A 14116-nucleotide genomic window follows, 5' to 3' on the forward strand; every position below is an offset into this window, starting at 1 on the left:
CTCTCCTTCACGCTCCGGCGGCAGGAGCGCTCGCGCGCTACATTCCCACGTACACCGGATAATCCAGCTCGGAACCGGACATCAGGTCGAACGCACGCTCGACCACTTCACTGGAGCCGACAGTCACCGCCAGGTCGCCCGACTCGACTGCGTCGATCGCTTGCTTGTGGCCGAAGACCACAGCAAGGAACGTGCGCAAACGGCATGTAACCGAAAGGTCGGGGCGGACCGGTGCCGGACCGCTCTTCGTCCACATCCGGCCATCGGCGATCTCGACATGAAACGTCTCCCTGCCCACGTGCAGCTCGTAGATCTCTTTCAGGCCGACGAGCTTGTCCGGGTCGACAAAGGTCGAAACGCTGAGGGCGATCAGGTCCGCGCGGGTGGTCGCCGGATCGATGTCCGCCGACGGCTGGAGTCCCAGGCCCCATCGTCCAAGCTCGATGAGTGGGGTACGGAGCCCCTCACCTCGCTCGGTGAGCTCATAGACAGCCACACCCGCGGGGGGTGGAAGCGTGCTCCGACGGACCACCCCGGCGGCCTCAAGGCTGCGAAGGCGCGCAGTCAAGCGGTTCGGTCCCAGGGTCGGGAGTACGTCGAGGATGTCCTTGAAGCGCTTGGGCCCAAGGCACAGCTCGCGCACGACCAAGATGGTCCACCGCTCACCGAGAAGGTCCATGGAACGGGCGAGCGGACACATCTGGCCGTATGTTCTTGCGGTTGTCATGATTCCACTGTACGGCTCGATAACTTCTCGCTATATGTTTTGTACGCTCTCCCGGGGTCCGGCATGTGCAGATGAGCTGTCGTGCCGCACTGCGTGCTCATCCTCGTATTCCCACCGCGTCGGCGAACGCTTCGAGTTCACGGCGGATGTCGCCGGCGGGTTGGTACATGATCTCGGTGACACCGCTCGCCGCCAGTTGCTGGACCTTGGCCAGGACCTCGTCGGCGGTGCCGGTGAGCGTGACGTGCTCGACCAGCGTGCGCGCCCCGGCGTTCCAGGCGGCGGTGTCGGCGTCGTTCAGATGCATCAGGTGTCCGCTGTGCACGGCGAGGTGACGTTGCTGCTCCGGCGTGTTCTCCAGGACGGCCAGCCACTCCGGCCCCCCGGGCAGCGCTTTGACAGCCTCCTCGCCGCCGAGTTCGTAGGAGGCGTGGAAGGCCTGCGCCAGTCCGGGGCCTGCGGCCGTGCGGAGTCGGTCGCTGTCGAGTGTTTCGCCGTCATCGAGCACGGACCCGAGGGCCAGGTAGGAGACGTGCGAGAACTCTTTGGCCTGTTCGGGCACGGGTGCTCCGGCCATGAACAGGCCGTCCCCCAGCGATGCGGCTATCTCCAGGCCCTTGGGGCCGATCGCTCCGATGTAGACCGGAATGGTGTCCGGTGTGCTCGGAAGCGACTCGTCGGTGTGCAGCATGCGCAGCCAGCTGCCTTCCCACTCGACCGTTTCGCCTCTGAGGAGCGCGCGGAACGTCGTGATGTAGCGCTTCATGTACGCCCACGAGACGGGCCACTGTCCCATGGCCCGGCGGCTGGTGTAGCCGGTGCCGAAAGCCACCGCGACCCGTCCGGGGGCCAGGCGACCGAGGGCCGCGGCCCCGGCGGCATTGACCATCGGGTGGCGCAGCGCCGGGACGAGAACGCCCGGACCGAGTCCGATGGTGTGCGTGCGTTCGGCGGCCAGTGCCAGACACATCCACACGTCGGGGCTCTGTTGCGGTGTGTCGTACAGCCACGCACGCCGGTAGCCGAGTTCCTCGGCGATCTGGACGTGCTGCGGTGTTTCCAGCGTGGTCGCGAACGCTGCCGACACGTCCAAGCCGGCTGAGCCTTGGCTGTGGGTGGCTGCGCGAGAAGTGGGAGTGGTCATAGTTGCTGCCCCAAGGTGCTCGGGAGACCGGTGGCGGGGACATTGGCCAGGCGCAGCTGGCCGCGGGCGATGAGCTTGCCGTTGCTGATACTGGTGATGGTGACCTGCCACAGCTGCTGGCTGCGCCCTTGCTGGATCGGTTCGGCCACCACTTCCACCGTCCCGGCGGTGATCGGTCGGAGGAAGTCCGTACTGTTGGCCACCCCCACAGCGACCTGGTCGCGATCGGCTACCGCGGCCGACGCACCGACGCTGGCGGCGGATTCCACGGCGGTGGTGTAGACCCCGCCGTGCACCACTCCCCAGGGGGTGTGGTGCTCAGGGCCCAGCTGTATCTGCCCCCGCACTCGCGTGGCCGTGACCTCGGTGAAACGCAGACCGACGGCCGCCACGAACGCGCTCTGGAACACGTCGAAGCCTGACATAGGGGCTCCGTCCGGGGCAGCGGTTGCATCAGTCGTGTGCTGTGCCATGTGCCAGGCCTAGTCGTTCGCGTGGTCGTGTTGGTCCGGGGTCGTCACGGGCATCGGGACTCCCAGAAGACCGTGTGCGCCGTACCAGACGGGGCCGACGTTGAGCCGGTCGGGGTAGCGGGTGGTGATCTCGTCGAAGAACCGCTGCGGCGTGGGCTTCTCGGCGAGGAGCCGCTGCGCGTCGCGCAGGTATTGGCGGGTCTGGTCGATGATGGCCGGGTCGTCGGGCAGGTCACGGTTCTTGTGCCCGGCCACGACGGCGCGGGGGTTGAGTGACTCGAGAACGTCGAGTGCCGCCAGCCACGACTCGAATCCGCCGCCCGGGGTTTCCAGCAGCATCTGGTGCACGCCGTTGTAGACGACGTCGCCCCCGACGATCAGACCGATCGACGGGACGTGGAGCACGGTCGTGTCGTCGGTGTCGGTGTGGCCGACCTCGATGGCCGTCACCCGGTGTCCCTCGAGTTCGAACCCGTCGGCGGGGATCGGCTGGTAGACGACGGGAGCATCGGGAATCAGGCCGGGGAAGTCCGCGTCCCACATCTTGCGGCCCTCGGCGTGCTTGCGCATCAGTCCGATGGTTCCCTCAGTGGCATACGGGACCGCGTCGGGAAAGCGCTCCAGAAGCTGGCCGGTGCCGAACCAGTGGTCGCCGTGGCCATGCGTCGCATAGACGTACGCCAGGCGCTTGCCGGAGCGCTCCACCCAGTCGCCGACCTGCTGCGTCTGCTCGCGGGTGAACGGCGGGTCGACCAGCACGGCGTCCCGTTCACCGGTGATCAGCGTCGAGGCCAGTGGAGACGACGTAATGCGGCCGCCGTCGGGCAACCTCTCGGGCCGGGTGCGCGGGACGCCGTCGGAGACGTACACGTCGTAGCTGAGCTCGGTCATGTTCTTTGTGTTCCTTTCGGTATTTCGCGTCGCTGCCGTACGAGCACGTGACCCGTCCGGCAGCGGCGCGAGCAGACGGGGCACCTCGTCGCCATGGCCGGTCGCCGAGAGCACGGCTAACCGAGAGGTCTGAGAAACTTCCTGATCAGAGCCGCCACCTCGGTGGGCGCCTCGCGGGGAGCCAGGTGGGCGACGCTCGGCACCACCTCGAGTTGTGCGCCGGCGATACGGTCGGCCAGTTCGGTGGAATGGGGCGTCGGCGGCAGGGCCCGGTCCTCGGCGCCGCCGATCACCAGGGCGGGCGCGGTGATTCTCCCGAGGGCGTCGACCACGCTGCTGCGATCGGCCAGCACCGACCGTACGTTGCGGGCCAGGCCTGCCTTGTCGAGGGCGTCGACTACTTGGGCGAGGCGCGTGGTGAACTCGGGGTTTTCGTTGCGGGAGTGCTCGCTGAGCATTCCGGACACGACCGGTCGGCCCAGTCCGCCCGGGACGATCCCGGACCGTATGAGAAGGGTGTTCAGGCGGACTGCCAGACGTTCGCGGAAAACCACGCTGCGCGCGGTGGTGTTGGACAGCACCAGCGCGCTGACCCGGTGCGGTGCGGTGAGCGCGACCCGCAGGGCGACGATGCCGCCCCACGACAGCCCAAGCAGGGCGGCCCGGTCGGCGTCGGCCACGTCGAGGGTCTGGACGGCGGCGTCGCCGCACTCCTCCATGGTGAACAGCCGGGACGCCGAGTCGCTGCGGCCGGTACCGGGAGGGTCGACCAGCAGGGTCCGCCACCCGAGAGCGTGCAGACCGGAAAGCTGTGCGCCCCAGCTGCTCTCACCGTCCATGAACACGCTCGGCCACAACAGCGCGACCGGGCCGTCGGCGGGTCCGGCGTCCTGCACGTGGAGCCGGCCCAGGGTGGTCGGCACGTAAAGGCTGCGGAAGGTCGGTGTCGTCACAGATAGCGCCCCCACCAGTCGAGGGCGGCCCGGCTGCCCGGCTCGTAGCCGTCGAAGTAGATGCCGTAGTGGTCGATGCCGGGGATGACCTGGTAGTCGACGACGCTGCCGGGAACGGTCTCCAGTACTTTCGCCGCGCGGCCCCCGTTGTCGGCGATGGGGAACAGGTCCTCGTCACCGGCATCGATGATCAGGGTGGGGATCCGCAGCCGCTCGACCTGGGCCAGCGGGTCGAAGTGCGCCAACGTCGCCATGAACGGGGTGCCCGCCATGCTCGGCCATGGATCGACGCCCTGGGGAATCGCGTCCGCGTCGCCGCGCGCGGTGTCGATCGCACGCTTGCGGGCGAAATCTCCCACTGGCCCACTCAGCGGGGCAATGGCCGGCACCTGCACCGCCAGCGCCTTGACCCGGCTGTCGTTGGCGGCCAGATGCACGGCGACGCCGCCGCCGAAGCTGGTTGCCCACAGCCCGATCCGGGCGGGATCGACGCCCGGCTCACCCTCGATGTAGTCCAGGGCCGAGCGCAGGTTCGCCGTCCAGGCGAACGGATCCACCAGCTCCCGGATGAACCGCACCCGGGTCAGCGCCTCATTGCCGTCATCGAGGTCGGGGACGTCTCCGACCAGCTGCAGCGGAGATCCGGAGCCGAACCAGCTGCCCTGGGTGAACGTCAGGGTGATCATGCCTGATGCGGCGAACAGCGCCGCATAGCGTTCGGCGGTGAGCTTGCTGCCACCCCACCCGTGGCACAACACCACAGCGGGCAGGTCGGCGTCGGGGCCGACCGCCGTCGGTCGGTACACGTCCGCGTCGAGCGCGATGCCGTTGCTCCACACGGTGACCTGTTGCCGGCCGACCCCGTCGGGCATGACCAGCGGCGGATAGTCCTTTTCAGCCACGGCTCGCCTCCTCCCGGGCCGATACGGCGGGCCAGACGTCATCGAGTTTGTTCTTGTCCGTCGCCGCGGCGTGGACGGCGATCGCACGCCAGCCCCGATCGGACTTGGCGACGCTGAAATGCGTGGCCCAGCGCTGGATCTCGGTCTCGTCGGCACGGCGGCGAGACCAGATCACCTCGATGGCGGCGCCTACGGAGTTGTAGACGATCACGCGCCGGTCGGGCACCACGGTGTGGCTGTATCCGGCCTCGCGCAGCGGCGCGTAATTGAGTTCCAGGAAGCCGCGCACGCTCGCGTCATCGAGACACCAGAAGGACTGGTCCAACCCCGTGACGTGCATCGGAGTGTCCCAGTAGTCATGAATGAACTCGGGGCCCTCGTCTGAGGTGCCTGCGGCCACGGCCACCCATCGCGGCAGATAGTCCTCGAAGAACCATTCGGTCAACTCGGCCTGAATGGCAGCGATTTGATCATTGGACATAACGGCAGATTCCTTCCGAGAAGGATTTCAGAGGTCAGTGAATTCGAGAGGAGGGAAGAGTCCTTTTGGTATGCCTTGGCCACGGAGGCGCGTCCACGCTCCCCGCCCTGGGGCTTCACCAGCTGCGCGACCAGCCCCAGAGCGAGTCCGCGGGCGGCGGCCGCACGACGATCGGCCCAGGCCCCGCCGCTTCAGCGGCCGGTGCCCACCGAGCTCTCGAGCAAGGGGCTGCGCCAGGACTGCAGGCAGCACCGGCAATCGGAGAGCACAGTTCACCGAGCGACCCCTTCGTCATGGACGGGAACGCTAGCAGTGACTATATGGAATGTATAGCGCCAAGGCTCATGGGGCGTTGGCGATCACGACGCGCGCGCTTGAATTCCACCCGTGAAGGCGAGATCACCGGCCATCACCCACGGCCTGCCGAGCGGCTGCGCCCGACGAAGACTCCGCCCTCGCGAAGTCTTCCCCGCGCGACCGGTTCCTCCCGAGGGTGCTACGCGAAGGTCACCAGGCCGCGCTGGAAGATCGAGGCTTCGGGCGACCTAGCCCTCAGGGCTCGCGCCGGCAAGGCGGAGGGCGAAGTCGCTGTACTGCCAGACGATGGCATCCTCGGTCAGTTCACCGTCTTCGCGATACCACGCCGCGACTCCCATACCGAGGTCGAGGATGGCGTAGGAGACCAGCCGCGCCGAGGCGACCTTGAAGCACCCCTCCGCGACGCCCGCGTTGACGATTCCGCGAAAGCCGGCTTCGTACTCCGCACGCAAGGCCAGCACGCGACCGCGACGCGGCTCGACGAGGCTGCGGATCTCGCGGTTACCGACGAAGGCCTCGAGCCGATGCCGGCGGCCATCGTGGTCGCCTCGTAGCCGAGGCGCGTGAACAGCTCCAGCGCCGCGGCGCGGATCCCGTCGGACCGACTCACCTTCGCCTCCGCTTCAGGGCTAACAGACGATAGCTGATCCAGTCGGCAACTGTGACCTGCGCCATGGGGGATTGCAGGGCGCCAAGCGCCCGCTTAGAGTCTGGCTAATACCCATTAGCCCGATTGGGAGGCGCCATGGCAGTCGACCTCACCCAGGACCCCGTCGTCGCGGACCTCGCGCACCACACCTCCGACTTCGTCCGCGAGGTGGTGATCCCGGTCGAGGAACAACACCGTGGCGTCGTGCACACCGAGAACGTACGGATCGGGCTGCAGCGGGCCGCGAAGGATGCCGGTGTGTTCGCGCCGCACGTCGGCGAGGAGTTCGGCGGGCACGGGCTGGACATGCGGGGCAGGGCTGCTGTCTTCGAGGAGGCGGGGTACTCCCTGCTGGGCCCGCTGGCGCTGAACATCGCCGCCCCCGACGAGGGCAACATGCACATGCTCGAAGCCATCGCCACCGCCGAGCAGAAGGACCGCTACCTGCGCCCGCTCGCGACCGGGGCCGTGCGGTCGTGCTTCGCGATGACGGAGCCGGCGCCGGGCGCGGGTTCCGACCCCAGCGCGCTGGCGACGCGCGCCGAACGTGTTCCGGGCGGCTGGCGCATCGACGGGCACAAGTGGTTCATCACCGGTGCCGACGGCGCGGGGTTCGCGATCTGCATGGCCAGGACCTCGGGTGAACCCGGTGACCAGGGCGGCGCGACCATGTTCCTGGTCGACACCGACAACCCGGGAATGAAGACGGTCCGGCACATCGAGACGCTCGACGAGAGCCTCTACGGCGGGCACGTCGAGCTGCTCTTCGAGGACTGTGTCGTACCGGACGAGGCGGTGCTCGGCGAGGTCGACCAGGGCTTCCGCTACGCGCAGGTACGGCTGGGGCCCGCGCGGATGACCCATTGCATGCGGTGGCTGGGCATCGCCCGACGCGCGCAGGACATCGCCGCCGACCGGGCCGCCAACCGTCGGCTGTTCGGCTCACGGCTCGGCGATCTCGGCATGGTGCAGCAGATGATCGCGGACAACGAAATCGACATCGCCGCAGCCCGGGGACTGATCCTGCAGGCCTGCTGGGAGCTGGATCAGGGGCGTTCGGCCTCGCAGTCCACCTCGATCGCCAAGACCTTCTGCGCCGAAGCGGTGTGGCGGGTCGTGGACCGTGCGCTGCAGATCTGCGGTTCGCTCGGCGTGTCCGGCGACATCCTGCTCGGCCGGTTCCTGCGGGAGGTCCGGCCCTTCCGTATCTACGACGGCCCGTCCGAAACCCACCGCTGGGCCATCGCCCGCCGCGTCATGCGCCGCCACACCGAGGCGGCAGCACGATGAGCGTCACGGGCCACACCACAGTGGACGGCCTCGACCTGGCCGCACTCGAGCGGTACTTCGACGAGTACGTGCCGGAGTTCCGGGGCCGGCTCACCGCCGAGCTGTTGCAGGGCGGCCGGTCGAACCTGACCTACGTGGTCACCGACGGGCGGACGCGGTGGGTCCTTCGCCGTCCTCCGCTGGGCGGGCTCACCCCCTCCGCGCACGACATGCGGCGCGAGTACCGGATGGTCGCCGCACTCGCCGACAGTGACGTCCCCGTGGCACGCGCGGTGGCCTTTGCGGACGCCGGGGTGCTCGGCGTGCCCTTCGCGGTGGTCGAGTACGTCGAGGGGACGGTGATCCGGACGGTCGAGCAGTTGCACGCGCTGCCGGACCGCGACATCACCCGCTGCGCCTACAGCCTGGTCGACGTACTGGCGCGCCTGCACGCCGTCGATCCGGACGCGGTCGGGCTGACGGGGTTCGGACGGCCGCAGGGCTATCTGACGCGCCAGGTCCAGCGTTGGTACGACCAGTGGCAACGCGTCCGGACCCGGGAGCTCGGCGACATGGAGCGGCTGCACACCCGACTCGCCGCCGCTTGCCCGGCGGAAAGCGGTGCATCCGTCGTGCACGGCGACTACCGCATCGACAACACCATCCTCGACCCCGCCGACCCGGGCACCATCCGTGCGGTGGTCGACTGGGAGATGGCCACCCTCGGCGACCCCCTCGCCGATCTCGGTCTGCACCTTGTCTACGCCGACCCGTCCTTCGCGCCCGTGCTCAGCGGATCGGCCGCATCGACCAGCGAACGGCTTCCCTCAGCGGCCGACCTCGCCCAGCGCTACGCCGAGGCGAGCGGCCGGGATCTCGGCGAACTCGGCTTCTACCTCTCGTTGGGGTACTTCAAGATCGCCGTCATCGCCGAGGGGATCCACGCCCGCTTCCAGCAGGGGCTGACCCGCGGCACAGGATTCGACACGGTGGGGCAGGCCGTCGCGCCGCTCGCTGCCGCCGGACTTCGAGCAACACACCAGGAGCTGTGATGAGCAACGTCCTCGACCTCTTCCGGCTCGACGGCAAGGTCGCTGTGGTCACCGGGGCGAGTTCCGGTCTCGGCGCCGGGTTCGCCCGAGCGCTCGCGGAAGCCGGCGCCGACGTCGTCCTCGCCGCCCGCCGCGCCGACCGGCTGGCAGACGTCGCGAAGCAGGTGCACGACACCGGCCGCCGTGCCATCGCGGTGGCCACCGACGTCGGCGATCCGGAACAGTGCGAGGCGCTGGCCAGGTCGGCAGTCGGCGAGTTCGGCCGCGTCGACATCCTGATCAACAACGCCGGCGTAGGCACCGCGGTTCCGGCCCTCAAGGAGAGTCCGGAGGAGTTCCGCCGCGTCATCGACATCAACCTCAACGGCGCCTACTGGGTGGCGCAGGCGTGCGGCCGCGTCATGGAGCCCGGCTCCAGCATCGTCAACATCGCCAGCGTGCTCGGTCTGATCAAGTCGTACGCCCCGCAGGCAGCTTACGCAGCCAGCAAGGCCGGTCTCATCGGCCTCACCCGCGATCTCGCGCAGCAATGGACAGGGCGCCGGGGAATCCGGGTCAACGCCGTCGCCCCGGGATACTTCGCCAGTGAGATGACCTCCGAGATCCCCGAAGACCAGGTCATGGCGTTCATCCGGCAGAACAGCCCACTGGGCAGGGTCGGGCTGCAGCGTGAACTCGACGCCGCCGTCGTCTTCCTCGCCAGCCCCGCCTCGTCCTACATCACCGGCATCACGCTCGCCGTCGACGGCGGTATGTCCGGCCACTGACGGCGTGACTGTGCGGCTCGACAGCTGCCCACGCGTTCGGTGACGTCGGGCGAAGGCAGCTTCGCCCCGGGCATCGCGCCTGCAGATCCTTCAAAGCGCCATGCCCGGCACGTTTGCTCGTGTATCAGCAGTGCGCGGCGGCTCAGCCCACGATGGGCAGCCGCAGCGCGGCCGGGGCCTCCGCCGGGACAGCAGGGTTGTCAGGAGCAACCGGGTCCAGCCGACGGTACGGCTGCGACTGAGCAGGGCGCGGATCGGCCTCGCCCTTGTTGGGCCAGAACGAAAAGGCGCGCTCCGCCTGGGCGGTGATGGTCAGCGACGGGTTCACACCAAGATTCGCGGTCAGCGCGGTTCCGTCCACGACGGACAGTCCTGGGTAGTTGAACACCCGGTGGAACGGGTCGATCACACCGTCCTTCGACGAGGTCCCGATGGGCGCGCCACCGAAGAAGTGGGCGGTCATCGGCCTGTTGAAGATCTCGCCCCACGTCCCGCCCGGGACACCGCCGATGTGCTCGGCTGTGCGCAGGTTCGCCTCGTGCCCGGCCGGGATGAACGTCGGGTTCGGCTCACCGTGTCCCTGCTTCGAGGTGAATCTGCGGCGCCCGAACAGGCCTCGCCTGGTGTACGTGGTGATCGAGTTGTCCAGGCTCTGCATCACCAGCAGGATCATCGTCCGCTCGCTCCACCGGTAGCCGTTGAACACCGTCATCGACTTGACCGGCTTCCGCGCGATGGTCAGCAGCATCTGCAGCCACCGCGGCGTGGGCAGTGAGCCGTCCGTGGCGACGGTCTGCATCAGGCTCATCCCGTTGCTGCCCTTGCCATAGCGCACCGCCTGGATGTGTGTGTTCTCGTCCGTGTGAATCGATGAGGTGACCGACACACCGCGGGTGAAGTCCTGCTCGGGGTCGGCCACGGCCCGACTGGAACCGACGATCGCCTCCGAGTTCGTGCGCGTCAGCTCCCCCAACCGCGGCGAGAGCTCCGGCAGGACGCCGTTGTCCCGCATGCTGTGCAGCAACTGTTGCGTGCCCCAGGTGCCGGCGGCCAGCACGACCCGGGTCGCCGTCAGGCTCCGCCGGAACCGGCGCGACCGCTTGCCCGTCCTGTGCACGTCCACCACGAACGACCCGTCCGGCCGCGGTCGCACAGCGTCCACCGTGGTCATCGGGATGACCTTCGCGCCGGCGCGCTCCGCGATGTAGAGGTAGTTCTTGACGAGAGTGTTCTTCGCGCCGACCCGGCACCCGGTCATGCAGGAGCCGCATTCCGTGCAGCCGGTGCGTCGCGGCCCGGCGCCGCCGAAGAACGGATCGTCGGCGGCTGTGCCTGGCTCGCCGAAGTACACCGCGACCGGTGCCGGTTGGTAGGAGTCCGCCACACCCATGTCCGTCGCGACCTCACGCATCACCTTGTCGCAGGCGGTCACGGTCGGGTTCGTGACCACGCCCAGCATGCGGCTGGCCTGGTCGTAGTAGGGCGCCAGCTCCGACTCCCAGTCGGTGATGTGCGCCCACTGCCGATCCGCGTAGAACGGCTTGGGCGGCCGGTACAGCGCGTTGCCGTAGACGAGCGAACCACCACCGACACCGGCGCCCGCCGTCACTATGACGTCCTTGAGCGGATGGATGCGCTGAATCCCGAAGCAGCCGAGCGCGGGCGCCCACAGATAGTTCTTGAGATCCCACGACGTCTTGGCGAACTCGTCGTCGGCGAACCGGCGACCCGCCTCGATCACCGCGACCCGGTAGCCCTTCTCCGTGAGCCGGAGGGCCGCGACGCTGCCCCCGAAGCCCGACCCGACCACGATCACGTCGTAATCGGCCGCCATCTCGCCGTCGGCCGCACTGCTGTTACTCGCGTTCGTCGATCCGTCCTGGTCGGAGGATCGGTCGTGCAAGGGCTGTGCCATGTGCTGCCTCTTGTCTCTCGCTCAGTCTGGTTCGTCCGCGGTGACTGCGGAAATCGGGGTACCGAGGCGGTCGTGCGCGCCGTACCGGGCAAGCCGATGTTGAGCGGGTTCGGCGGCAGGTGATCTTTTCGTCAGAAGCCGGTGCGAGGCGTATGTGGCCGAGCAGCCCTTGCGCGTCTCACAGCGGTTCAGGAGTCCGTTCGGCGATTGACGGATGCTGGGCGGGTCACGGTCTGTGCCCGGCCATTACGGCGGCCGGATTCAGTGGCGTCGTATTCAGTGGCTGGACCACACGGGGAGCCCGACTCAGGCGGTCGGCATGGGAAGGCCGCGAATGTGCGGCGTCACCATGGGTGGTACCCCTAGGAGGATCGCGGGGAAGCAGCGCGTAGAGCGTGCCCCCGGGACTTGAGGCCGGCAATCCGGCGCGCAGTACCGAGTCCGTGCCGCCTGCCTGAGGTTACCAAGGCGAAGTCCATGGAACCTGGGGACCGCTTGCTCATAGCGAGCGGACATCGAGAAGTCGATCAGCCAGCGTCGTTTTGCGTGCGCATGATGGATCCGGACGGCGACCACTCCGATGTTTCGATCATCGAGTAGTCGTCAGGTCGCTTGTCGAGCCGCTCCATCCGACGTCCTTCGAATCGCTCAAGAGTTTCACTGTCCAGCGGTGGAACGAACGCGTTGTCCACCACCGTGTACTCGGCGGCCAGCCGACCGACGGGGGCAATCGCGCCGGTGTCGATCCGTCCGCCTGGCAGGTAGAGGTCGTCGCGGATGTAGAACTGCACGACCTTCCCGACCACGAGGTGGTTGAGCCCGTCCGCTGCGGGGACGATCATCTCCACGACGCACTCGAACGCGATCGGCGCACCCGCGATACGCGGCGGCTTCACGGCAGCACTGGGCAGCTTCTCCAGCCCAACCATGTCGAACTCGTCCTCGTCGGGTTCGAACTCATTTGCGCTGAGGTGCAGAGGCAGTGCCTGTGGCAGCGTGGCCAGGTGAGTTACGAATTCCCCGGTATCACGCATATTGACAAAGCTGTCCTTGAGCGTGACGCCATCGGACCGGGGCTGGATGGACAAGGAGACCATAGGCGGCTTGCGCCCCACCACGGTAAAGAACGAGATCGGCGCCAAATTGCCAACCCCGTTGGTCGACAGGGTGCTGACCCAGGCGATGGGCCGGGGGATGACGCTGCCGATCAGCAGCTTGTACGCGGACTCTGCGGTGAGATTCTCGGCGTCGATGTGCAATTCAGCAATCCCTTCAGTGACTTGGCCATACAACCGAACCAAGCTTGGTCTTGGTTGGTGCGATGACTCGAACAATCCGTTGTTCGTTCACGCTGTTTCTCTTCTTCGCCACTTTGTGGGCGCACTGCTCGACACCGGCAGCGATAGTTAGAGACGGGGCAGGAAAGTACATTTCGAGAGTCCTGCGGAGGCGAGCTTTATTTCCACGTCCTGGGGTACCGCGACCGAGCCACGAACCCAGGAGTGCGGGCGCGCCAGCGGATGACCTCGCGTACGATCCGGGCGATCCGGCGGCCGCCACCGCATCGAGCCGGCCTCAGGGACCGACTGCCCCGCGACGGCCTGGAGGCCAACGCCTCGGCGGCCGCAGTCGTTTCGGCTATCAGCACCCACAGGGCGGCGAGGGCGCGGCACGCGCACGCCCACCGTTCCGGAGGCCCCAGTGCACGCGGTCACCCTTCCTGGACCATCTGGGCCGCTGACCTCAGCGCTTGTTGCGACAAGGCTGCGGCTGGCACCGGCGGTCAAGAGCAGACCCTCGAGTGACTCCTTCGTCATGAACGCGAACGCTAGCAGCGACTATATAAAATGTATAGTGATGGAGTCGAGGCCTCGGCGATCGCGGTTCAACAGTGGGCGGATGCTGACGATCTCCTCCGAGAACAAGGCAGTCGGCAAGATCACCTACTTGTCGGGCTACCGGTACCAGTTGTCGGTGTCGGTCCTCGGGTACATCGCTTCCGACAAGCTCGGCCTTGGAGCAATCGGATCAGTCCACCAGAGCGGCTGGACGTACAGCCCCCGGCCCGAAGCATCGGCGGGCACGGTCTACGGCGGCTTCGGCTGCGCGGGCACGGACATCGCCGACATCCAGAGAGAGCTGCCAGTAAGCATTGCTAGCCGGCAGCAGACTGTCAGCATGGACCGCGTAGGCGCGGACTCTTGCTCGCTGCAGCCCGAGGGCGGCCAATAGTCCCAGGGCGGCTACAGCAAGGGCGGGCAAATGGTTGGTCGGTTCCGGCAGCGTGCGGGTATGCGTGGTGGAGTTGCGGTCGGCCTACCGCACGGTGAGGGCGAGTTGGCCGGCGATCTGGCTTTCGCCGCGCAGGCGTTGGCCGATCCGGTCGGCGAGTCCCAGCACCGCACGGTGGCACTGTGCCGGGTCGAGGCAGTCCCGCTCCAGCACGATGATGAGCATGGTGACCCTTAAGAATGTTGGACGGTCCGGGAGGACCGGGTGTGGCTGATGGTGACCTGCCGGTGATGGCTTGAGTGGATTGGCCGCCCGGTCCTCCGGGACGCTCCGACTGCTGATT

At 67.8% G+C, this 14116-nt stretch carries 13 protein-coding genes and 1 pseudogene; 3 read left to right on the top strand and 11 right to left on the bottom strand.

Going from position 1 to position 14116, the window contains the following annotated elements:
• Positions 1-37: 37 nt before the first annotated feature.
• The 8 genes from ACFPIH_RS51485 to ACFPIH_RS51520 all read right to left on the bottom strand — a co-directional run bounded on the left by ACFPIH_RS51485 (position 38) and on the right by ACFPIH_RS51520 (position 6383).
• Positions 38-727, bottom strand: coding sequence for a winged helix-turn-helix transcriptional regulator (locus ACFPIH_RS51485; protein ID WP_381186893.1), 690 nt, complete (start codon positions 725-727; stop codon positions 38-40).
• Positions 728-824: 97 nt separating this feature from the next.
• Positions 825-1814, bottom strand: a complete 990-nt coding sequence (locus tag ACFPIH_RS51490; RefSeq protein ID WP_465270395.1) for an LLM class flavin-dependent oxidoreductase — start codon at positions 1812-1814, stop codon at positions 825-827.
• 53 nt (positions 1815-1867) lie between these two features.
• A complete protein-coding gene (locus tag ACFPIH_RS51495; RefSeq protein WP_381186899.1) occupies positions 1868-2296 on the bottom strand; it encodes a PaaI family thioesterase in 429 nt (142 codons plus the stop codon).
• A 57-nt stretch (positions 2297-2353) separates the two neighbouring features.
• Positions 2354-3235: an MBL fold metallo-hydrolase gene (locus tag ACFPIH_RS51500; RefSeq protein WP_381186902.1), complete on the bottom strand. Its 882-nt coding sequence runs from the start codon at positions 3233-3235 to the stop codon at positions 2354-2356.
• A 116-nt stretch (positions 3236-3351) separates the two neighbouring features.
• Complete coding sequence (locus ACFPIH_RS51505; RefSeq protein WP_381186905.1) at positions 3352-4188, bottom strand: alpha/beta fold hydrolase; 837 nt, start codon at positions 4186-4188, stop codon at positions 3352-3354.
• Entirely contained in the window at positions 4185-5090 is a 906-nt protein-coding gene (locus ACFPIH_RS51510) for an alpha/beta hydrolase (protein WP_381186907.1), read from the bottom strand. The genes ACFPIH_RS51505 and ACFPIH_RS51510 overlap by 4 nt, the downstream gene beginning before the upstream one ends.
• On the bottom strand, positions 5083-5571 hold the full coding sequence (locus ACFPIH_RS51515) for a DUF6841 family protein (RefSeq protein WP_381186909.1): 489 nt from the start codon (positions 5569-5571) through the stop codon (positions 5083-5085). The genes ACFPIH_RS51510 and ACFPIH_RS51515 overlap by 8 nt, the downstream gene beginning before the upstream one ends.
• A 545-nt stretch (positions 5572-6116) precedes the next feature.
• The gene (locus ACFPIH_RS51520; protein WP_381186928.1) at positions 6117-6383 is read right to left on the bottom strand and encodes a TetR-type transcription factor C-terminal domain-containing protein; all 267 of its coding nucleotides are present in this window, start codon (positions 6381-6383) and stop codon (positions 6117-6119) included.
• Positions 6384-6634: 251 nt separating this feature from the next.
• Here ACFPIH_RS51520 and ACFPIH_RS51525 point away from each other — a divergent pair, with 251 nt between their 5' ends.
• Genes ACFPIH_RS51525 through ACFPIH_RS51535 form a run of 3 tightly spaced genes read left to right on the top strand, consistent with a single transcriptional unit; the run spans position 6635 to position 9626 of the window.
• A complete protein-coding gene (locus ACFPIH_RS51525; protein WP_381186912.1) occupies positions 6635-7828 on the top strand; it encodes an acyl-CoA dehydrogenase family protein in 1194 nt (397 codons plus the stop codon).
• Positions 7825-8859, top strand: a complete 1035-nt coding sequence (locus ACFPIH_RS51530; protein ID WP_381186914.1) for a phosphotransferase family protein — start codon at positions 7825-7827, stop codon at positions 8857-8859. The genes ACFPIH_RS51525 and ACFPIH_RS51530 overlap by 4 nt, the downstream gene beginning before the upstream one ends.
• Positions 8859-9626, top strand: a complete 768-nt coding sequence (locus tag ACFPIH_RS51535) for an SDR family NAD(P)-dependent oxidoreductase (protein WP_351915920.1) — start codon at positions 8859-8861, stop codon at positions 9624-9626. Before ACFPIH_RS51530 ends, ACFPIH_RS51535 begins: the two co-directional genes overlap by 1 nt.
• Before the next feature lie 142 nt (positions 9627-9768).
• On the opposite strand, the gene ACFPIH_RS51540 is transcribed toward ACFPIH_RS51535, so the two are convergent.
• The 3 genes and pseudogenes from ACFPIH_RS51540 to ACFPIH_RS51550 all read right to left on the bottom strand — a co-directional run bounded on the left by ACFPIH_RS51540 (position 9769) and on the right by ACFPIH_RS51550 (position 13998).
• Positions 9769-11541 (bottom strand): GMC family oxidoreductase N-terminal domain-containing protein, encoded by a 1773-nt coding sequence (locus tag ACFPIH_RS51540; RefSeq protein WP_381186917.1) that lies wholly within the window; start codon positions 11539-11541, stop codon positions 9769-9771.
• Positions 11542-12068: 527 nt separating this feature from the next.
• Positions 12069-12800, bottom strand: coding sequence for a flavin reductase family protein (locus tag ACFPIH_RS51545; protein WP_381186919.1), 732 nt, complete (start codon positions 12798-12800; stop codon positions 12069-12071).
• Between the two features lie 769 nt (positions 12801-13569).
• A pseudogene (locus tag ACFPIH_RS51550) lies at positions 13570-13998 on the bottom strand (DinB/UmuC family translesion DNA polymerase).
• Positions 13999-14116 lie beyond the last annotated feature (118 nt).

Source organism: Streptomyces vulcanius, from assembly GCF_042653945.1.
GTDB lineage: Bacteria > Actinomycetota > Actinomycetes > Streptomycetales > Streptomycetaceae > Streptomyces > Streptomyces mangrovi.

Coding starts and splice junctions, on each gene's coding strand:
- ACFPIH_RS51495 (WP_381186899.1), bottom strand. CDS start 2,296: ATGTCAGGCTTCGACGTGTTCCAGAGCGCGTTCGTGGCGGCCGTCGGT.
- ACFPIH_RS51540 (WP_381186917.1), bottom strand. CDS start 11,541: ATGGCACAGCCCTTGCACGACCGATCCTCCGACCAGGACGGATCGACG.
- ACFPIH_RS51530 (WP_381186914.1), top strand. CDS start 7,825: ATGAGCGTCACGGGCCACACCACAGTGGACGGCCTCGACCTGGCCGCA.
- ACFPIH_RS51525 (WP_381186912.1), top strand. CDS start 6,635: ATGGCAGTCGACCTCACCCAGGACCCCGTCGTCGCGGACCTCGCGCAC.
- ACFPIH_RS51500 (WP_381186902.1), bottom strand. CDS start 3,235: ATGACCGAGCTCAGCTACGACGTGTACGTCTCCGACGGCGTCCCGCGC.
- ACFPIH_RS51535 (WP_351915920.1), top strand. CDS start 8,859: ATGAGCAACGTCCTCGACCTCTTCCGGCTCGACGGCAAGGTCGCTGTG.
- ACFPIH_RS51515 (WP_381186909.1), bottom strand. CDS start 5,571: ATGTCCAATGATCAAATCGCTGCCATTCAGGCCGAGTTGACCGAATGG.
- ACFPIH_RS51485 (WP_381186893.1), bottom strand. CDS start 727: ATGACAACCGCAAGAACATACGGCCAGATGTGTCCGCTCGCCCGTTCC.